At 68.9% G+C, this 19,751-nt stretch carries 19 protein-coding genes; 5 read left to right on the top strand and 14 right to left on the bottom strand.

Annotation, left to right across the window (positions count from 1 at the left end):
• Positions 1-7: 7 nt before the first annotated feature.
• The 4 genes from ACZ6WH_RS18355 to ACZ6WH_RS18340 are packed head-to-tail and all read right to left on the bottom strand — an operon-like array spanning position 8 to position 3,048.
• Positions 8-277 (bottom strand): tautomerase family protein, encoded by a 270-nt coding sequence (locus ACZ6WH_RS18355; protein ID WP_469729461.1) that lies wholly within the window; start codon positions 275-277, stop codon positions 8-10.
• A gap of 1 nt (position 278) precedes the next feature.
• Entirely contained in the window at positions 279-1,766 is a 1,488-nt protein-coding gene (locus ACZ6WH_RS18350) for an aldehyde dehydrogenase (RefSeq protein WP_469729460.1), read from the bottom strand.
• On the bottom strand, positions 1,759-2,490 hold the full coding sequence (locus ACZ6WH_RS18345; RefSeq protein WP_469729459.1) for an alpha/beta fold hydrolase: 732 nt from the start codon (positions 2,488-2,490) through the stop codon (positions 1,759-1,761). Before ACZ6WH_RS18345 ends, ACZ6WH_RS18350 begins: the two co-directional genes overlap by 8 nt.
• 6 nt (positions 2,491-2,496) lie before the next feature.
• On the bottom strand, positions 2,497-3,048 hold the full coding sequence (locus ACZ6WH_RS18340; RefSeq protein ID WP_469729458.1) for an amino acid synthesis family protein: 552 nt from the start codon (positions 3,046-3,048) through the stop codon (positions 2,497-2,499).
• 809 nt (positions 3,049-3,857) lie between these two features.
• On the opposite strand from ACZ6WH_RS18340, the gene ACZ6WH_RS18335 reads away from it, so the two are divergent.
• The 3 genes from ACZ6WH_RS18335 to ACZ6WH_RS18325 are packed head-to-tail and all read left to right on the top strand — an operon-like array spanning position 3,858 to position 5,546.
• Positions 3,858-4,283, top strand: a complete 426-nt coding sequence (locus ACZ6WH_RS18335; protein ID WP_469729457.1) for an ester cyclase — start codon at positions 3,858-3,860, stop codon at positions 4,281-4,283.
• A 26-nt stretch (positions 4,284-4,309) separates the two neighbouring features.
• A complete protein-coding gene (locus tag ACZ6WH_RS18330) occupies positions 4,310-4,813 on the top strand; it encodes a flavin reductase family protein (RefSeq protein WP_469729456.1) in 504 nt (167 codons plus the stop codon).
• Complete coding sequence (locus ACZ6WH_RS18325) at positions 4,788-5,546, top strand: GntR family transcriptional regulator (protein ID WP_469729455.1); 759 nt, start codon at positions 4,788-4,790, stop codon at positions 5,544-5,546. The genes ACZ6WH_RS18330 and ACZ6WH_RS18325 overlap by 26 nt, the downstream gene beginning before the upstream one ends.
• A 24-nt stretch (positions 5,547-5,570) precedes the next feature.
• Here ACZ6WH_RS18325 and ACZ6WH_RS18320 read toward each other — a convergent pair whose 3' ends face one another.
• Together ACZ6WH_RS18320 and ACZ6WH_RS18315 are read right to left on the bottom strand one after the other, a co-directional pair.
• Entirely contained in the window at positions 5,571-6,065 is a 495-nt protein-coding gene (locus ACZ6WH_RS18320; protein ID WP_469729454.1) for a DUF6233 domain-containing protein, read from the bottom strand.
• A gap of 80 nt (positions 6,066-6,145) precedes the next feature.
• Positions 6,146-6,658 (bottom strand): hypothetical protein, encoded by a 513-nt coding sequence (locus ACZ6WH_RS18315; protein WP_469729453.1) that lies wholly within the window; start codon positions 6,656-6,658, stop codon positions 6,146-6,148.
• Positions 6,659-7,091: 433 nt separating this feature from the next.
• Between ACZ6WH_RS18315 and ACZ6WH_RS18310 the strand changes: the two genes are divergently transcribed.
• Complete coding sequence (locus ACZ6WH_RS18310; RefSeq protein ID WP_432863350.1) at positions 7,092-7,823, top strand: response regulator; 732 nt, start codon at positions 7,092-7,094, stop codon at positions 7,821-7,823.
• On the opposite strand, the gene ACZ6WH_RS18305 is transcribed toward ACZ6WH_RS18310, so the two are convergent.
• Positions 7,824-9,545, bottom strand: coding sequence for a sensor histidine kinase (locus ACZ6WH_RS18305; RefSeq protein ID WP_469729452.1), 1,722 nt, complete (start codon positions 9,543-9,545; stop codon positions 7,824-7,826).
• 126 nt (positions 9,546-9,671) lie between these two features.
• Positions 9,672-10,544: a universal stress protein gene (locus ACZ6WH_RS18300; protein ID WP_469729451.1), complete on the bottom strand. Its 873-nt coding sequence runs from the start codon at positions 10,542-10,544 to the stop codon at positions 9,672-9,674.
• A gap of 681 nt (positions 10,545-11,225) precedes the next feature.
• Here ACZ6WH_RS18300 and ACZ6WH_RS18295 point away from each other — a divergent pair.
• Positions 11,226-11,948, top strand: coding sequence for a CBS domain-containing protein (locus ACZ6WH_RS18295; RefSeq protein WP_469729450.1), 723 nt, complete (start codon positions 11,226-11,228; stop codon positions 11,946-11,948).
• 314 nt (positions 11,949-12,262) lie between these two features.
• On the opposite strand, the gene ACZ6WH_RS18290 is transcribed toward ACZ6WH_RS18295, so the two are convergent.
• The 6 genes from ACZ6WH_RS18290 to ACZ6WH_RS18265 form a co-directional block, all read right to left on the bottom strand.
• Complete coding sequence (locus ACZ6WH_RS18290; RefSeq protein ID WP_469729449.1) at positions 12,263-12,733, bottom strand: DIP1984 family protein; 471 nt, start codon at positions 12,731-12,733, stop codon at positions 12,263-12,265.
• A 106-nt stretch (positions 12,734-12,839) separates the two neighbouring features.
• Positions 12,840-13,322: a spore-associated protein A gene (locus ACZ6WH_RS18285; protein WP_469729448.1), complete on the bottom strand. Its 483-nt coding sequence runs from the start codon at positions 13,320-13,322 to the stop codon at positions 12,840-12,842.
• 243 nt (positions 13,323-13,565) lie between these two features.
• Positions 13,566-15,401 (bottom strand): coagulation factor 5/8 type domain-containing protein, encoded by a 1,836-nt coding sequence (locus ACZ6WH_RS18280; RefSeq protein ID WP_469729635.1) that lies wholly within the window; start codon positions 15,399-15,401, stop codon positions 13,566-13,568.
• A 29-nt stretch (positions 15,402-15,430) separates the two neighbouring features.
• Complete coding sequence (locus ACZ6WH_RS18275; protein WP_469729447.1) at positions 15,431-16,429, bottom strand: chitinase; 999 nt, start codon at positions 16,427-16,429, stop codon at positions 15,431-15,433.
• Positions 16,430-16,912: 483 nt separating this feature from the next.
• Positions 16,913-18,730 (bottom strand): NAD(P)-binding domain-containing protein, encoded by a 1,818-nt coding sequence (locus ACZ6WH_RS18270; protein WP_469729446.1) that lies wholly within the window; start codon positions 18,728-18,730, stop codon positions 16,913-16,915.
• Between the two features lie 188 nt (positions 18,731-18,918).
• Entirely contained in the window at positions 18,919-19,728 is an 810-nt protein-coding gene (locus tag ACZ6WH_RS18265; RefSeq protein WP_469729445.1) for a chaplin, read from the bottom strand.
• Positions 19,729-19,751 lie beyond the last annotated feature (23 nt).

Genomic DNA, 19,751 nt, shown 5'->3' with positions numbered 1-19,751 from the left:
TCAGTGTCTACGGAAGCGACCCGGCGCCCGGCGCGGCGTCCTGATCGCTGTGGTCTTCGGCCGTCGCAGCGGTGTGCCGCGCAGCCGCGGCGTCAAGCTCGGTGAGGGTGAGGTCTCCGGTGGCCCAGTACGTCCGGGGCACCTCGTGGACGACGACCCGGATGTGCTCGGGGCGGGTGTTCACGGTACGGAGGACCGCGGCATGCACCTCGTGCATCATGCTCCGGAGCTGCTCCGGTGTGCGGCCCTCGGCAATGGTGATCGCGATCTGGGGCATGTCAGCTCCGCATCGTGAACGGGTCGGCCACGGGCTCCTCGCTCGTGTTGATCCACACGCTCTTGAGCCGGGTGTATTCCTTGATCGTCTCGGTACCGTGCTCGACGCCGACGCCACTGGTCTTGAAGCCCTGCCGCGGGGACATCGGCGACATGGCCCGGTAGGTGTTCACCCAGACCGTTCCGGCATCCAGCCGCGCCGCCATCCGGTGGGCCCGCGAGAGGTTCTGCGTCCAGACGCCGGCCGCGAGGCCGTACTCGGTGTCGTTCGCCAGCCGGACGACTTCCTCCTCGGAGTCGAACGGCATGACCGCCAGGACGGGCCCGAAGATCTCCTCACGCACGACGCGCATGCTGTTGTCGACGTCCACCAGCACGGTGGGCTCGTAGAAGTAGCCGCCGAGGCCGCCGTCGGTGGGGTTGCCGCCGGTCAGCACGCGGGCACCCTCGCTGCGCCCGAGGTCGACGTACCCTGCGACCTTGTTCCGCTGCTCGGCGAAGGCGAGCGGGCCCAGTTCGGTCTTCTCGTCCAGCGGGTCGCCGATACGGATGGTCTTCGCCCGCTCGCACACCCGCTCAAGGAGTTCGCCGTAGACGGACCGGTGGGCGAACACCCGGCTGCCGGCGATGCAGGTCTGTCCGGCGGCCGCGAAGATACCGGCGACCACGCCCATCGCGGCGTTCGCGATGTTCGCGTCCTCGAACACGATGTTGGGTGACTTGCCGCCGAGTTCCAGGGTCGAGCCGATGAAACGGCTCGCGGTCGCCGCGGCGATTCGCGACCCGGTGGCGGTGCTGCCCGTGAAGGAGATCTTCCCGAGGCCGGGGTGATCGACCAGCGCCTGGCCGGCCTCCGCGCCGAATCCGGTGACGACGTTCACCGCGCCCGGCGGGAACCCGGCCTCCAGCGCCAGCTCGGCGAGCTTGAGCACCGTGGCCGAGGTGTACTCCGACGGCTTGATCACCACGGTGTTGCCGGCGCAGAGCGCAGGTGCCAGCTTGCTGCTGGTCAACGTGAGGGGGGAGTTCCAGGGCGTGATCGCACCGACGACGCCCAGCGGCTCGCGCGCCGTGTAGTTCAGTACCTGACGGTCGGAGGTGGGGATGAAATCGCCATGGATCTTGTCCGCCAGGCCGGCGTAGTAGTGGTAGTACTCCGGCAGGGTGGCCAGCTGCCCACGCATCTCGCGCAACAGCTTGCCGTTGTCCTCCGACTCCATCCGTGCCAGTTCTTCGGCGTTCTCCGCGATCAGGTCGCCGAGACGGCGCAGCAGCTGTCCACGGCGGGTCTGGCTGAGGTCCCGCCAGCGCGGGTCCTCGAACGCGGCCTGCGCGGCGGCCACGGCCCGTTCCATGTCAGCGGCGTTCCCGCGGGCTGCCCGGTAGAGCGTCTGGCGGGTGGCCGGGTTGGTGCTCTCGAAGTACTCGCCGGACGCGGGCTCGACCCACGTGCCGCCGATGAAGTGCTGCAGCGTGGTGAGGTCAGGCATGTGCGCACTCTCCGATGAAGGTGGTGAGGCAGTCGACGAAGGTCTCGGGGCGCTCGACGGGCAGCATGTGACGCGCTTCGGGGACGACCACCGCTCGGCAGTGCGGAAGTGCCGAGGCGAGCCGGTGGGTCATCTCGGGGGTGGAGCCGGGATCGTTCTCCCCCGTGACCGCCAGCGCTCGCGTGGTGATGCTCGCCAGGTCAGGGCCGAGTTCGGCATCTGCCGTGGCGAACACGCGGTAGCAGTTGAGGAAGGACCGGACGTCACTGCCCCGCAGCGTTGCCTCGGTACGCGCAACCCAGTGGGGGTCGACGCCGGTGCCGGCGTACCACCGCTCCAGGGATGCGGCGGTACTCGCCGTGAAGTCCGACTCCGCCCGGCCGAGCCGGGCGAGGACGGCATCCCGCTCCTCGGGGGTCCGCCGGCACACCGAACTGACCGAGGTCAGCGTGGCTGCCAGCTCCGGCCGGTGCAGCGCCAGGTGCTGGGCGACGAGCGCGCCCAGGGAGAAACCGACGAGGTGTGAGCCGGCCGGGATCCGGTCGGCGACCCCGTCCGCCAGGTCAGCGAGTGTCACCTTGTCGTCCGCCGGAGGGCGGGTTCCGTGGCCCGGCAGATCGGGGGTGAGTACGGTGAATCGGTCGGCAAGCAGTGTGGCGGCGGGCTCCCACATGGTGTGGTCGAGCCCGACCCCGTGCAGCAGTACGACGGTGGGCTTGCTCATGCGCGCCTACTGTTCGGTCGAGAGCGACGCCAGGCGCTGCTGGGGGCGTCCCTGGGCAGCGGCGGCAAGCGCGACGAGGATTTCGTCGCGGTGGGGAGCGTCGGCGACCCGGGCTTCGACGGTCTGATGGTGCGAGCGGATGGTCGCGTCGGTGATGTGCTTCAGCGGGATGTCGAAGACGGCACCGGCATCCGCACGCTTCTCGACTGCCGGCAGCAGGGTCGTGGCGTTGGCGGCCTTGCGGAAGTGGTCGCCGAACTTGAGCGTGTGAATAAGAGCCGAGCCGTGCTCGATTTCGCCGTTCAGGCCGACGATGGCCGCCTTGCCGTAGGCCTCGGCAGGTTCGCCAAGCGCGTCGAGCACCGCCGGGGCCAGCAGCGCACCGAGGTCGGAAGCGGTGGCCTCGATGCCGGGAGCAAGATCCTCGACAAAGCCCTGACCGGCCCATGGGTTCTCGATCACCGCTGCGACGACGGCGACCCGGGCGGCGGGGGTGACCTGGCGGCCTCCTTCTGTGCGGATCTCCTCGACAGTGGTCACGATCTTGCGAACGTTCATGGCAGGACTTCCTTCAAGGTTGCAACGATGATGGCGGCGCCGGTTTGCGGTGGCCGAGGCGCCGGTTTGCGGTGCCCGATAAGGCTTGCGGTGCGCGGGAATGCTTGCGGTGCCCCTGTGCCTGGGCCGGGCAACGCTCGCTCGGTACAGCGCTGACGAGGGCGTTCCGCCCGTACGCGAGATGCCGGACAGCGGTGCTGAGTACGGGCGGGCCGGTGCGAGACGCTGCGTCCCACGAACCCCGGTGCGCGTGCCGGATGGGGGGCCGTGCCCGGATGAGAGGCCGTGCCCGCCGGTGTCCCGTGCTACCGCAGTGGCACTTGCTCGCCGCGTGGCTGTGCGGGTCGCGCACGCCCGTCGCGGTAGAGCACCAGCGTACGGAGACCGACGCTCCCGTCAGACCGATCCGCGATGGGCTCTTGCATGGCACAGACGGTAGGCATCCCACTTGCATGGGTCAAGAGGGCAAGACCAAAGACTTCTCCATGCCAGCACCTGGACCGCTTCGCCGACACCAAGAGGGCCGCCTGAACTGCCCACTGTCCAATATGCACCTGCGCTGAGGCGATCCGTCCCCACAGGACCCTTGACACTGAATCTTCGAGCCGTCTTACTACTTCTTGTATGCCAGACCGGCGCCCCTCCGGACACCGGGACGCAAGGAGCCGCATCCCAACTCCCCCACTCCGTTCGGTGCGTCCCTGCGCACCGAGCTCTGGCCGCCCCGCCCTTCCTCAAGCGCCCGCGGGCCCCGGCCCTGGCGGCGGCCTGCCCGGAAAGAGCCGGGCGCGCACCGAAAGGAGAAGAGAATGTCGACCACTGAAGCACGTCGAAAGCTCATCGAGCAGGTGTGGGCCGCGGCCTGGGGCCAGGGGGATGTCGACGCCCTCGACCAGCTGCTCGGCCCCTCCTACCTCCGCCACGGCGGAGACGGACACGCCCAGAACCTGAGCGCCTTCAAAGCGTCCATCGTCTCCACCAGGTCGGCATTTCCCGACCTGGTCACCGCCCTCGACGACGTCGTGGTCGACGGCGACAAGGCGGCGATCCGCTGGCACAGCAGCGGAACCCACGAGAACGCGCTTCTCGGTGTGCCCGCCACCAAGCGGCACGTCGAGGTGAGCGGCGCCACGTTCGCCCGATTCGAAGGAGATCGCATCGTCGAGGAGTTCGTGACATGGGACCCCCGAGCGCTGCTCTCGGCGCTCGGCATCATCCGAGTGGGACAGGACTGACGACCGCAATGACCAGGAGCACTTCCATGACCACGCTTTCCGCGCAGCCCGACATCGACCTGATGAAGCAGGTCAACCGGCAGTTCGTCACCGGCGTCACGGTCGTGACCGCGATGGACGAGGACACCCCCAGGGGGCTGGCGGTCAACGCGTTCTCCAGCATCTCGCTCGACCCCGCCACGGTGATGGTGTGCGTACAGCACACCTCCTCCACGCACGACTGCCTCTTCCGGGCCAACCACCTTGCGATCAACATTCTCTCCACTGACCAGCTGGACGTCGTCAACACGTTCGCAAGGAAGTCCGACAACAAGTTCAGGGACCTGGAGTGGGAGGCCGGCCCGTTCGGAAGCCCGTTGATCTCTCGCAGCAGCGCAGAGATGGAAGTCGAGATCCGGGAGCGGCTCCAGGCCAGTACCCACACCGTCTTCATCTGCCGTGTGGTGCACGCCGCGGTCACGGAGACGCCCCCGATGGTCTACAGCGCGGGCACGTTCTTCGACGGTGGCGCCCTCGCGCCGCTGGGATGACCGGCGGATGATGCCAACGACGGGGGCCGGCCCGGTGAACTGCGGCACCGACGGAGCGAAAAGCGGTTCCATGCAGGTCAGGGTCACCGCCGAGATGCGGCGCCGCATCATCATGGGCGACATCGAGCCCGGCGCTCCACTCTCGGAGATCGCACTGGCCGAGGAGTTCGGTGTGAGCCGTACGCCGGCCCGCGAGGCCCTCAAGCAGCTCCAGGCCGAAGGGTTGGTCGAGGTGCGGCCGCGCGTCGGCACCTTCGTCACCACCCCGTCCCGCCGCGAAATCACCGAGCTCTTCGAAATGAAGGAACTCATCGAGGGGGCGGCCGCCCGCCTCCTCGCCCGACGCGGCCGGGTGCCGGAGATCGACATGCTGGAGCGGAACCTGCGCGAGGCCGATGAAGCGGTGGCGCAGGACGACCGGGAACGGCACGCCCAACTGGTTCAGGAATTTCATGACTTGCTCATCGTCGGAGCCGACAACAGCAAGCTGGAGGCCCACTACCGGATGCTGATGAACCAATTGGCCTACTCCCGACTGGTCAAAACATCACTGAGCCAGCCAGGGCGTGCCCTGGAATCCGACCGCGAGCACCATCTCGTCCTGGAGCTGATCCTTGAGAAGGACGTCGACAGCGTCGAACACATCATGCGCGAGCACGTCAGGGCCAGTCGCCGCGCGCTACTGGCAGGACTGCCCATCGGCAATGCGAGCGTGAGCACGAACAGGAGGTGACCAAGGGCGTGGGCCGGTGTCGGCCTACCCCTCCGGTGCGTAGGGCAAGGTGTGCAGTACGGCCTCGGGCCGGCAGACGGGGCAGGGCCGGGTGCGCTCGGGATCACTCAGCCGTGTCAGAGCATCCTGGTCCGAGATCCAGGTGTCACCGGCCTGAGCGCAGTCGGAGCGGTGCACCCACTCCACTCCATCGCGGTCGATCGAGATGCGCCAGCGTCCCGGCGGCCCCGACGACTGCCGGGCCGGGTCCAGAACGCTGTAGTCCTGCCCCTCGATCGGCTCCACCGTGGGGTAGCCGGCCGTGAAGCTGATGACGCGGCCCTGCTGGACAGGGCCGCCGACGGCAGGCAACCGATCCGGGACGACGATCTCCAGCGTGTACCACCAGGCGCCGGTCGGGTCCTGCTCGCGACTGCGGACGGTCGCGTGGATGTCCTGGCCGTCCGGCAGGTGCACGCGCGCGTACGGCCCATCCGGCCCGTCGTCGTCCACTTCCCCAGCCATTTCTTCCTCCGCCATGGCCCGGATCATAGGACGGTCACGTGCGTGCTCACGTGAGTCACTCGCCCACAGGTCGAGGAAGCCAAGGCACCCGCGGTCTATTTCTTGAAGCTCTTCGCCCACTTGCGGGACTGGAAGAAGCCCATCGCCAGGAATACCAGTCCGAAGCAGAACCACATACCGGATTCCAGGACCGCTCCGACACCGACCTCCCTGAACCGCCACTCGCTGCTCCAGGCCTCGGCCACAGCAAGCTTCGTACCGGCCCGGTAGTCGTCCGCGTTCTCCAGCTTTCCGCTCCACCCGTCGTCGGCGCTCCCGCCACGAGGGGCGAAGTCACCTCCGCACTCGTAATCGGAATTCTTCCGGCTGGGATCGGTGTCGACGCAGTAGTCGACCGTGAACGTGCCGCGTGTGCCGACCAGTCCCGTGCCCCGCACCCCCTGGACACCGTTGACGACGACAGTTCCGGCGCCGACGAGGAGGATCGCGAGACCGAGCAGCAACCCGATGGCGCGCCAACCCCACGCCGGTTTCGGCTCCCGCTTCGGCTCTCTCGCCGGCTCGCTCTGCTGCCCCTTGCTCGCCTCACGCGATATCCCACTGCCCACCGGAGCACCCTAGTACGATCACGGCGCCGCCGATGCTCAGGGGCAACGCGCTGTCGGGCGCCCTGAGTGCTGCCGCACCAACCCTGACGGCCGCTACGCCACCGCAGTCAAAGGGGGCGGCGGCCACGGCCACGGCCACGGCCACGGCCACTGACGGTATACCTGCCCAGCGTCGGACCCCGCGCCCTCGTCGTGACGCCGTACAGCCCGCGCCCCGTGCCAGTGGTACGGGGCGCGGGTGCGTCGTACGGGATCACCACACCGTGGTCCGTCGTGCGGGCCGACCGGCGCCGTGCAAGGGACTGATGGCCCATGGCCTCCTGGGCGGCGGTGGCGACACGCTGATGGCGGGATTGCAGGAGGGGCTGCGACGAAGAGGAGTACCCGGCACTTTGCCCAGCACCATGCGTGGCACTTTGCGGGAGCGTGAATCATGAACTTCATACCGGGGCCCGATGACGGTGAACGTAAACCCATCAAGGTCTTCCTGTTGGACGATCACGAAGTCGTCCGCCGTGGCTTGCGCGATCTCCTCGACACCGAGCCGGACATGGCGGTGGTGGGCGACGCGGCGGACGCCCGTCAGGCGCTTGCCCGTGTCCCGGCGCTCCGGCCCGATGTTGCCGTACTCGACGTCCGGCTGGGCTCCTCCGAAGAGCACGGCGATGACGAAGGCATCATGGTCTGCCGGGAGTTACGTGCCCGGCTGCCCGGACTCGCCTGTCTGATGCTGACCTCCTTCGACGACGACGAAGCGCTCTTCGACGCCATCATGGCCGGTGCCGCTGGTTACGCCCTCAAGCAGATCAAGGGGTCGGACCTGGTGGCCGCCGTGCGGACGGTGGCTTCCGGTAAATCCATGCTCTCCCCCGAAGTGACGGCCCGCGTCCTGACTCGTGTCCGAGGCCCGGCGACGCCCACCGGACCTCCTGAGCTCGCCCGTCTGACCCCGCGGGAGCGGGAGATCCTGGACCTGGTCGGCGATGGCCTCACCAACCGTCAGATCGCCGACCGGCTCTACCTCGCCGAGAAGAGCGTGAAGAACCGGATATCCACCATCCTGTCGAAGCTCAAGGTGGAGCGACGCATCCAGGCCGCGGTGATCGCGGAGCGTGTGCGCGACCGGGAGGATCCACCGCGCCACCCTCCTGACCAGCACACATGATCACGCTGTGGTCAGCGGAACCTGCCATACGATCCGCGTTCCACCATCGGCCGGTGTCTCCAGAACCATACTGCCGCCCAGCAGGTCCGCGCGGCCCCGCATGTTGGCCAGGCCGTTTCCGCCCCTCGACACGCATTCCAGTCCCACTCCGTCATCCGTGACGGTGAGTACCACCTCGTCGGCCACGGACAGCGTCACGTCCGCACGACGAGCGCGCGCGTGCCGGGCCGTGTTGCTCAGCGCCTCGGTCAGTACGGCGAGGATGTGTTCGGCGACCTCGGCGGGGATGTCGGTGTCGACCGGGCCGTCCATCCTCAGCGAGGGGGTGAATCCGAGGGCCTCGCCGGCCTTGGCGACCACGTCGAGGGTGCGTCGCCGCAGTCCCGCCTCCTCCCGTGGCTGGGCCGAGGTGCGCAGGCCGAAGATGGTGGAGCGGATGATCTTTATCGTCTCGTCGAGGTCGTCAACGGCCCGCCCGACGCGCAGTGCCGCTTCCGGCCGCTCGATCAGACGGGTGGCGCTCTGCAGCGTCATCCCGGTGGCGAACAGCCGTTGCACGGCGAGGTCGTGCAGGTCACGGGCGATACGGTCGCGCTCCCGTAGCGCGTCCAGCTGCTCCGACTCCCGCCGCCTGCGGTCCAGCTCAAGAGCGAGCGCGGCCTGCTCGGCGAAGCCGGAGAGCAAGGTGACGTCATGTTCCGTGAAGGCCGGGCGCCCCCGCACGCGGCTCAACCGGATCGAGCCCGCCTCCTGCTGGTCCCTCAACAGCGGTACCGCCACTGCCGGGCCGGTGACCTGTGACCCGGCAGGCGCGGTGCAATCGCGGGAGTCGGCGCTCAGGTCGCCGGTGACCGCCGGCTCTCCGGTGCGGGCCGCCAGCCCCACGAGTGAGCCGTTGCGCGGCACGACGGCGTCGGCAAGATGAGCGGCATCCGCGCCGTGCACCACCACTGCCCGCAGCCCTCCCGTATCCGCGTCCGGCAGGAAGACGGCCACACAGTCCGCGTCGGCGAGCTCCCCGCTGTGGCGGGCGATCAGGTTCAGCGCTTCCTTGGTGTCGGCTCCGGACAGCAGGGCCCTGGTGATCTCGCCGAGCACCTCCAGCCACCGTTCGCGCGTCCGGCTCTCGTGGTACAGCCGTGCGTTGTCGATGGCCACTCCGGCGGCCACCGCGAGCATCGTCAGCACTGCCTCGTCATCGGCGTCGAACTGCGCCCCGCCCCGTTTCTCGGTGAGGTAGAGGTTGCCGAAGATCTCGTCACGGACGCGAATCGGTACGCCGAGGAAGGTACGCATCGGTGGGTGGTTCGGAGGGAATCCGTAGCTGCTGGGGTGCTCGGCGAGATCGGTGAGCCGCAGCGGCTCGGGGTGGCGGATCAGCTCCCCGAGGATGCCGTGCCCCGAGGGTAATGCCCCTATTTTGGCCGCAAGTGGTTCCGATATTCCCACCGGAAGGAACCGGGAGAGCCGTTGGCCGTTCTCGACGACGCCCAGCGCGCCGTACTCGGCGTCGGCGAGCACGACGCCCGCCTCGATGATGTGCTTCAGCACTTGTTCGACGTCCAGGTCGCTGCCGACGCTGAGCACCGCCTCCAGCAGGCTCTGCATGCGCTCGTGCGTGGCACGGGCGCTGTCCAGGCGGGACTGCAACTCGTCAAGCAACTGGTCCAGACGCAACTGCGGCAACACAGAGTGGCGCTCGTGGCCCCCCGAGTTCGGCATGGAGCGCGCCTCCCCGCTCCCTCGCGACCGATTCGCTCCCCTCTCCGCAGAGTAGCCCGTCGGCGGCGTTTTGCCTCCTGCGGGCACAGGGCCCTTCGAGTCGGCGAGTGGACGGTCGGACACAGCTCAGCTCTCCGGTACGACCGCTACCGGGCACTGCGCGTGATGCAGCACCGTATGGTTCACCGGCCCGAGCTGCAGCCCGGCGCGGCCTTGGCGTCGGCGGGCACCCACCACGAGCAGGTCGGCGCTCTCCGACGCCGCCACCAAGGATGCGCCCGCAGGCCCCTCGACGGTGCGGCGCTCCACCGTCACCTGGCGGTGTTCGGCCGGCTGTTCCGTCAGCACCTCCTCGAACAGGAGCTCCGCCTGTCGCTCATGGTCTGCCCGGCACTCACTGTGCGGTGCCCGGTGCTCGGGCACCTCCCCGATGCCGCATCGCCACGCGTGCACGGCTTCGACCGCACACCTGCGCGCCGCGGCCTCGCGCAACGCGAAGGCCACGGCTGCCGCCTCGCGACGCCCCTCCCCGATACCCAACACCACCTTGCGCATCGCGCCGCGCACACGGTTGGTGCGGCCGCGCACGACCACCACAGGACAGCTCGCTCGCGCCGCCACGACAAGTCCGACCGAACCGAGCAGCAACGACGCCAGCCGACCGCGGCCTCGGTGCCCGACGACCACGGCCCTCGCACGGTGAGCTTCCGCCAGCAACGCCATCGTGGGGTCGTCCGGCAGAAGATGCGTGGTGACCTTGAGCCCTGGCACGCGGCGGTTGGCTCGCTCCGCGGCGACACCGATGACCTGTTCCTCCATGACCCGTTCGGCCGAGGGTTCGGTCGACAGGTCGAGGAGCTGTCCCTCGTACCTCTCCCATCGGGAGGCGTACACAATGCGCAGTGGGCAGTCGTACCGGGCGGCCGCACCCGCTGCCCAGTCCACTGCCTCCAGACTCGGGTCGGATCCGTCGCATCCCACTACCAGCGGCTGCTCCATGGCTGTGCCCTTCTCCAGAACCGGCCACTCGGCATCAGCTTCGGCCGGCCGGCGCCCCGGAGGCAGGGGCCGATGCGGGTCCGCCCGAGGGACATTCGGCCCCACCGGTGTGGCCGGTTCGCCTGCACTTCGAGCACCGCCGGCGTTTTGGCACAGTGACCGGACGTGCCCTCTCCCACTGCCGATCGGCACGGCGTCCCGGGCCGTTCAGCCGCCGCCGGGGCCCGCCGGCCCCCTGCGGACGATGCCGGAGGCACCGGACGATGAAGGCACAAGCAAGCCGACGATGCACGATGCAGGTGACGACGGAGGACGGCGGTGGAACGCCATGACCGGGGAGATGCACGCGGGACGGCCCGGCCTACGGGGCCTTGCTCGCGCTCGTCCACGAGCAGCTTGTCGGCACCGCGAGGTTCCCGCCCACCGTGCTGGTGCCCCCCACAATCGCCGCGGCGACCGGTGAGGATGCCGTACGGGCCCTTCTCGGGTCCACCGGCTCCCAGGGTCTGCCGGTCGCCGCGGTGCTGCGGGACCGGGTCGCCCGCGTCCACCTGCTGCACCGGCTCCCCCGTACCGCACACGATCCGTACCTGCGCCGCCCGCGAGCGCGTTGCCCGGGCCCGCCGCGCGGCGCAGCTGAGATCCACCGTCTCGCGCGACCGGAAGGAAGGGAGAGGCAGGATGCACAACCGACCGATCAGCGATGTCATGAGCCGCGACGTGGTCGCCGTACCGCCCAACGCCCCGTTCAAGCAGGTCGCGGCGCTGCTCGCCCAACACGGCATCAGCGGAGTACCGGTCGTCGATGGTGACGACAGGGTCCTCGGTGTGGTGTCCGAGGCCGACCTGATGGCACGGCAAGCAGCTCCGCTCAACGAGGCCAAGCCCCGACTCGGGCGCCTGCCCCTGCGCGGCAGGCGCATGGTCCGGGCCGAGAGCCGCGCGGTCACGGCCGGCGACCTCATGACCAAACCTGCCATCACCGTCGGCCCGCGCCAGTCCCTCACCGAAGCAGCCGGTCTCATGGCCCGCCACCACTGCAATCGCCTGCCCGTCATCGACGTGGAGGGGCGCCTGATGGGCATCGTCACGCGCGGCGATCTGGTGAGTGTGTTCCTGCGCCCCGACGACGACATCCGCACGGAAATCATCGAAGAGGTGCTGGTGCGCACCCTGTGGCTGAAGCCGCACACCGTGGAGGTCACCGTGCACAACGGCGTGGTCACCCTGACCGGCACCCTGCAACGCAGCAGCGAAATCCCGCTTGCTGTCCGGTTCGCCTCCCGTGTCGACGGGGTCGTCGACGTCATCGACCGCCTCGGCTACCAGGAGGACGACTCCCACCTGCGCCCGAGCGAACAGGCTCTGCACGGCATAGCGGAGGAGTGGCTGCGACGGACCTGACGACCCACTGGTCAGTCATGCGAGTCATGTGCGGGGAGACGAGGAGATTCCCCCGGCGCACCATGGGCCGGTCGCTGTGATGCGGAAGATGTGGAAGACCCCGAACCCGCCCTCGACGCCCGGATCTGCACGTGGTGATGTGCTGTGCGATGTGCACTGTCACCTGTACGCGGTGCTGAGCTGCACTGTTGATGGGGAATCGAACCCCCGCGTTGCTCTTCACGCGCCAGGAGGGGCCGGAAAACCGCCGGCCCTCGGTGTGTGCACGCCTCCGGAACGCCTACCTGCTCCACACCCCGACCTGCCGGGACTGCTCAGTCCAGCAGATCGGCCTCCCAGTTCTTGCGCTGAATCCGCACGTCGATCTCCCGGATCGCTCGTGCCAAATCGTCTGCCTGTCCGCGCAGCTCGGCGACCGGGAGCGCGGAGAGCATCTTCAGCTCGGACCGAAGCTGCCGGCCGTACCCCCGCTCGCCCGTACCCGCTGCCGCGTCCGCCGCCGCGGTGATCACCGAGTGACGCAGCCGCAGTACGTCCCGGCGGGCGAGCGCGTCGGTGAGCGTACCGTCCTCCCCCATGTACACCGCGGCGTTGGTCCGGTTGATGCGCCGGATCAACGTCTCGAGGGAGTCCATCACCTCACCGGCCTCGGCCAGCAGCAGAGCCGCTTCTTCCGCAGGTGTCTCACCCTCCTGGTAGCGCGCGCTGCTGACAACGCGCGCTCGCAGCTGTTCTACGCGCCGCGTCGCTTCCGCCCGTTCTGCCAGCGCCTCGGCAAGCTTCACTGTCTCCACCTCCCGTCCGTCGTGATCTTGCTTGAGCATACGACCGCGAGCAGCGCGAACGCACCGGGTTTTCGTGCGCAGAACTCATGGAGGGGGCAGAGGGAGATCAGCCGCAGTGGCCGCGGCCGTTGGCACCCACGCCGGCGATCGCGGCGTTCCACAGGATGCACTGGCCACGGGCGTCCAGGTACACCGGCCCCGCATAGGACGTGTAGTTGCCGCTGTCCACCACGTACGGCGCGTCGCGCCCGGCGTCGATGGCGAGCGAGACGGCCATCCACACCGGCGGATTGCCGGGCGTGTTCCGGATGGTGACGGCGCAGTTCTTGCCCGTCGACTCGTTCCAGGTCACGAAGACCGTGCCGGCGTCGCCGACCGGCGTCGAGTCGATGACCTGGTAACCGCTTCCGCAGGCGCCGTTGTACACCGCCTGCGCCGAGGCCGGAGAGGCGACGGCCTCGGTGGTCGTCCGGGGCGCCGCGGACGCCGGCGTCGCGAAGGCGGCCACCGCGCCGACCGTGACAGTGGTCAGCGCGGCTGTCGTGGCAGCGCGACGGAAGAGATTCATGGTGTTCCCCCAGTTCGTCATGTGTGGCGCTCCCTGCGCCTGCCACATCAGACAAGGCTGCCCGCGGGATCGTTGTGCTCCGTGTGTCACCGTTCTGTCACTGTGCAGGGAGCGTCCAGCAATTTCGCCAGGCTCCGCAACCGACCGGCAACGGCAACCGGCAACCGGCAACAACACGAACGGCCGCCGGTGTGGGGTCGGCGGCCGTTCGCTGCGGGGGGTGGTGTGAGAGGGGCGTCGTGCGGGTGAGCGTGCTGGGACCGTCTACGGGTAATCCACCACGTACGCCTCCTGGTTGCCCGTGTTCGCGGGACCGCCCTGATCGTTGATGACGTGGTTGATCGTGCCGGTACCACCGAGCGAGACCGCCACCATGTGGTGGAACTTCACGCCGTCCGCCTTGGGCACCTGGAAGGCGCGGTCGGCGGCCACCGATTTGTTGACGTTGAAGTAGCAGTAGCTGCCCAGCCCGTACGCCTGGTGGTCGGTGACGCCGTCGGCCACCTTGTACGCGGCGTAGCCCTTCGTGCCGCCGTCCATCCAGGCCGCCTGGTCCGGCGGGTCGTACGGCATCTCGTTCTGGAAGAAGTACGTCCGGCCGCCGTCGCCGTTCCAGACCACCTGGTCCTTCTGGTAGTGCTCGACGAACAGGCCGTACATCGTGACGTCGTCACCGTTGACGGTCAGGCCGTTGTCCGCGGTGTTCTGCGTCCAGCCGACTCCGTCGCCATGGTCGGCCCGCCAGATCCAGGTGTGGTCGCCGATGACGTCCGAGCTGTTGACGACGAGGCTCTTGGCCGCCTTGCCGACGCCCGCGCCGCCGACGCGGAAGTAGACGTCGTGGAGGGAGGAAGGGTTGGCGGAGTGGTCCGCCGAAGCGCCCTTCTGGCCCATCTCCATCAACGTGTCGGAGCTTTCCTTGCCGGCGTCGATCAGCACGCCGGCGATCTTCGCGCCGTCCACGTCGGCCACCGAGAGGGCGGTGACCCCGCCGTCCGGGACGAGCGTGGCGAGGCCGAGGCCGAGTACCACGGTGTCCGGCTTCGTCACCTTGATCGTGTCGTCCAGGTGGTAGACCCCGGGCGTGAACAGCAGTTGCTTGCCCTCGTCCAGCGCGGCGTTGATCTCGGATGTCTGCACGCCGGGCTTGGCGATGAAGAAGTCGCCGATCGGGAGGGACTTGCCCTTCGGCGCGCCGCCGGACCACGTGGTGCCCTGGGTGTTTGTGGCGACGTCGGGGACGAAGACCTGGTAGGCGCCCGCGTCGTCGACGTAGAGGAACGGCTTCTCGCGGGACTTCGGGGTCTTGTCCACCGTGGTGTACGGCGGCTCGGGGAAGGCGCCGGCCGGTGGGTTGGTCGCACCGACGAACACCATGTTCCAGTTGGAGCCTTCCCAGCCGCTCCACTCGGTGTTGCGCGACAGGTACTGCTGCTGCGACCCGGAGGAGACCGTACCGTCGACCTTGGTGTCGGCGAGCAGGCCACCGCTGGACCAGCCGTGGTTGCGCGGGTCCAGCTGAAGGTTGCCCTTCACGTGCATGCGGCGGAACGGCGCGGCCTGTGAGACGGCCCATCGGTCGGTGCCGTTGGCCGGGGTGACGGCCAGGTTCTCGGCGCCGCGCCAGAAGTTCTGCGTGGCGTTGTCGTCGAACCAGTCGGCCTCGGCGTGCACATCACCGTTGATGTCGGTGTCGTCGGGCGACAGGCCGAGCCCGGCGATCTGCGTGTAGAAGCCGATATTGGCGTCCACGTCGTACTTACCCGGCTTGAACAGCAGCGCGTGCCGTTCCTGGCCGAACTGGTTCTTCTCCTGCTCCTTGAAGACGGTGTCGAGCCGGGACTGGATCTCGTCCTTGGACATCGAGGGGTCGAAGACATCGACGTTGGGGCCGAGGTCGGGAGCGTCCGCCGCGGTGAGGTGCTTCTGCTTTTGCGTCTGCGTCTGCGTCGTGGAGTGTTCGGGACCGGCGCTCGCGCTCTGCGTGGTGACGAGGGTTGCGGTGCCGGTCGCGAGGAGCAGCGCGGTGGCAGCTGCGGGGAGGGCGCGGCGCCGTCGGTGGCGTGGCCGCTCCGCTCCAGTGGATCCCTTGCGGTTCATGTTCAGCTTCACGGTGTCTCCCCGCCCCGTCAGCCCGTGTATCCGGCGAATATCCTGGTGAACTCCCAGGGCTCCTGGTCCACTCCGGAGCAGGTGTCGTCGTTGGGATAGGCGCCGGGGCACGGACGGTCGCGGTTGGCCGACCAGTAGGTGAGCCGGGCGAGGTGGTGTTCCTGGGCGTAGGCGCGGATGGCCTCGAAGTTCTCCGGGGTGACCCGCTCGTTGACGTCGGTGATGCCGTTCATCGACGAGACGCCGCTGTGCCGGTAGGCCTCGTCGTCGCTGTAGCCGTAGGCGTCCTTGACGGTGTTCTTCAGGCCCTCGGCGGCCTTCTTGGTCAGCTCGCCCATGTCCTGGTCGCCGGCGTCGCCGAAGTCGAACGGCATGATCGTCCAGCCGTCCACCTCCAGACCGGCGTCGGCGGCCCGCTTGATCATGCTGTCGTCCGGGCCGTCCTGGGCACTGGGGAACGTGACGTACGTCGTCAGGCCGGCGTTGTCGGCCTTCACCTGCTTCAGCGCGTCGATCGTCTTCTGCTGCACCTGGGGGTCGTTGTAGGCGTCGCCCTCGATGTCGATGTCGATCGCCTTCAGGTCGTAGGCGTCGATCACCTTCTGGTAAGCGCCGGCCAGCGCAGCGGCGTCCTGGCAGCTCTGCTCCAGCTTGCTGCCACTGGCCCCGCCGAAGGAGGGGATGACGTCACCGCCCTTGGCGCGGATCGCGTCCACGGTCTTCGCGTCGACGCCGCCGGTGAGGGGGCGGCTGCCGTCCCACCGCGGATCGCACGCGCCGCTGCTGAGAACGAAGGCCAGCGTGAACCACTTGACGCCGGTCGCGTCCATCACCGTCGCGGGATCGGGCGTATCGCCCCAACCGTTGTACAGATACGGGGCCACGGCCTGCGGTGCGTCGGCGGCCTCGGGGCCGTCGGCCGGTACGGCGTCGGCTGCCGCCATGGTCGCGCCGCCGATGACCGCAGCGGCGGCCACGGCGATCGCGCTCCGGCGGGCGAGGCGACGCGGTGACACGGAACGCAGGCGCCGGGTACTGCTGCCGTGACTGCCGTCTTGCCTGCTTCTGTGCCTGGTTCCGTGCCGTGCTGCTGAACTCATAGCGGCTCCTGTGCGGTGTGGGGGGAGCGGGCGTCGGCCCGTGACGGCCGCACTGCCGTCGGACGTACGTGTGCCACAAAGTCGTGCGTGTGCACCAAAGTCGTGCGTGTGCCACGAAGTGTTGAAGACCTGGACACTCAGGAGAGGGTTGGCTGCCCCTCCATACGCAGCGCACATCGGCCCGGCCGACCGGCAATGACGCCATGGCCGGCCCAACTCGACCTGGTCCAGACCTTGTTCACGCCTTGAGTTAACTCGTCACAAGAAGGGTCGTCAAGGGATTCGGAATCATCCGCTTCACTTCAAGAGATGAAGGAAACCGCGGCCTGGGAGAACGGCGCAGCCCAGTGCCGGGACAGCCGCGGTGCAAGGGCACATCACGGCCGCCCCGGCCCCCGTTCACGCGAGGTGATGGACCTCCTGGAGGCCGTAGACCGGGGTGGGGAGGCCCTCGTAGCGGGCCTTCAGCTGGAGCGCGAGGTACAGCGAGTAGTGGCGGGACTGGTGCAGGTTTCCGCCGTGGAACCACAGACCCGGTTGTTGGGTGGGCTTCCACATGTTGCGTTGTTCGCCTTCCCACGGGCCGGGGTCCTTGGTCGTGTCCGAGCCCAGCCCCCAGCACTTGCCGACCCGGTCCGCCATCTCCTGGCCGCACAGGTCGGCGACCCAGCCGTTCATGGAGCCGTAGCCGGTCGCGTAGACGATGAGGTCGGCGTCCAGTTCCGTGCCGTCGGCGAGCACGACGCCGGTACGGGTGAGGTGGTCGACCTGGCCGCGGGCGAGCTTGATCCTGCCGTCGGCCACGAGTTCGGCCGCGCCCACATCGATGTAGTAGCCGGAGCCGCGGCGCAGGTACTTCATGAACAGTCCCGACCCGTCGTCGCCCCAATCGTGCTCGAAGCCGGCCTTGGCGAGGCGCTCGTAGAAGTCGGCATCCCGTTCGCGGATCTGGTCGTAGACCGGGATCTGGAACTCATGCATGATCCGGTAGGGCAGCGATGCGAACACCATGTCGGCCTTCTCGGTGGTCACCCCGGCCCGTACCGCGCGTTCGGAGTAGAGGTCCCCGAGCCCCAGTTCCATCAGGGAATCCGACCGCACGACGTGCGTCGAGGAACGCTGCACCATCGTCACGTCGGCGCCGTGTTCCCACAGCGCCGCGCAGATGTCGTGCGCGGAGTTGTTCGACCCGATGACGACCGCCTTCTTGCCCGCGTACCGGTCCGGGCCCGGGTGCTGCGACGAGTGGTGCTGATCGCCCACGAAAAGGTCCATGCCGGGGAACGACGGGAGATTGGGCTTGCCCGACATGCCGGTGGCGAAGACGAGGTGGCGAGGGGTGAGCACGGTCTCTGCGCCGTCCCGGTCCACCACGACCCGCCAGGTCCCGGTCGCCTCGTCGAAGGCGGCCGAGGTGACCTCCGACCGCGTCCAGTACGGCACGTCCATCACACGGGTGTACATCTCCAGCCAGTCCGCGATCTTGTCCTTCGGCGCGAACACCGGCCAGTTGTCCGGGAAGGGCAGGTAGGGAAGGTGGTCGTACCAGACGGGGTCGTGCAGACACAGGCTCTTGTACCGCTTGCGCCAGGAGTCGCCCGGCCGGTCGTTGCGCTCCACGACCAGGGCGGGCACGCCGAGCTGACGCAGCCGGGCACCGAGCGCGATGCCGCCCTGGCCACCGCCGATCACCACCACGTACGGCTGCCGGCCGTAGCCCAGCCGGCCCTGCTCCAGCTCCCGTTCCTCGGCCCAGGAGCGGCGCTGGGCGATCGCACCGTGCAGCGTGCCCTTGGGACGCAGGTCACCGCGCGGTTCCGGGAAGTCCTTGAGCTCGCGAAGGCTGGTCAGCAACGTCCACGCGCCCTCGTCCGTCAGCCGCAGATGCCCCTTCGCCTGCCCCACCGCGGTCTCGAACTCGATCCACGCCTCGGTGACGCCGTCGGCTTCCGCCGGCGCTTCGGTGGTGCGGAATCCGGACGGGTCGGTGCTGTCGAGGCATGCGGTGAGCAGGTCCGCTACGCCGGCCCGGCCCTCCACGGTCTTGATGTTCCAGGTGAAGGCCACCAGGTCTCGCCAGTAGCTGGTGGTGGCGAACAGTGAGGCCGCGGCCGCCAGGTCCCGGGCCGTGAGTGCGGCCTCGAACCGGGCGAGCCAGTCGTCCACGCGTGCCTGGGGAGAACGGCCCTGTTGCACCGCGTCCAGCGTCTGTGCCATCGGAACTCCCTTCGACCGGAGGTTCATAACGTAACGCCGATCACACCGCGGCCGGAGTACCGGCGGCAACGGTTGCGCGGAGTTGCACGCGCGCAGGACCGTGGTCATCGCGCCGGGCCGGCTCACCTCCGCCGGGCGGAGGTGAGCCGGCTCCGCCGACTCCTCGGAGCCGTCGTGGGGGTGAGCGTTCAGCTGCGGGCCCGGCGGGCCCGTCGCACCAGGAACCCGCCACCGAGAAGTGCGACTGCGCTGCCGGCAGCCGTCAGGCCGAGCCACTCGGCCCCGGTCTCGGCCAAGGTGGCGTGCGCGGGGGCCGGCGCATGAGGAGTCGTTTCGCCTGAGGCAGGCTCGTCGGTCGACGGCTCGTGCGGGCGCGGTGCCTGCGGCTTGGCCGGAGGCGTTGCCTTCTCCGGAGGAGTTTCCTTCTCCGGGGGCGTGGGCGGCTTGTGGTCGGTGGGCGGCTGGTGCGGGTGTTCCGTCGGCGGCCGGTGGTGGGGCGGACGCTGCGCCGGGCCGTCGTTCGAGCACGTGTTGCCGGTGACCGGGTTGAGTACGCCGACGACATCGATGGTGTTGCCACAGGCGTTGACCGGCAGGTCGACCGGCACCTGGATGCCGTTGCCCGAGCCCACCCCCGGCGAGTCGCCGGTCGTGCCATGGGCCTCAGCGCCGCCTTGCTGGTGTCCGCCGTGCTGGTGCCCCTCGTGCTGGCCGGCGTTGTCCTGCCGGCCGTTTGCACAGGTGTTGCCTGCCGCCGGATTCAGCAGGCCGACGACGTTCACGGTGTTTCCGCACAGATTGACCGGGACGTGTACCGGCAGCTGGGCCAGGGTGCCCGCCAGCACGCCCGGTGAACCGGAGGCCGCGCCTGTCGCTCCGGCGTCCGCGTGGGCGGTGCCGCCGACCGCTGCGAAAAGTCCCGCTGCGGTTGCCGCGACGAGCGCGACGCTCTGCAATGTCTGTCGCATTGATTCTTCTCTTGTCTTGAGTTGTGTCACACGGGCGAGGACCTGTGTGCGCT

It is taken from the genome of Streptomyces sp. NPDC050806 (genome assembly GCF_055586425.1).
Note: the sequence above shows the minus strand (reverse complement) of the source record. Positions and strands in the feature narration are given on the sequence as shown.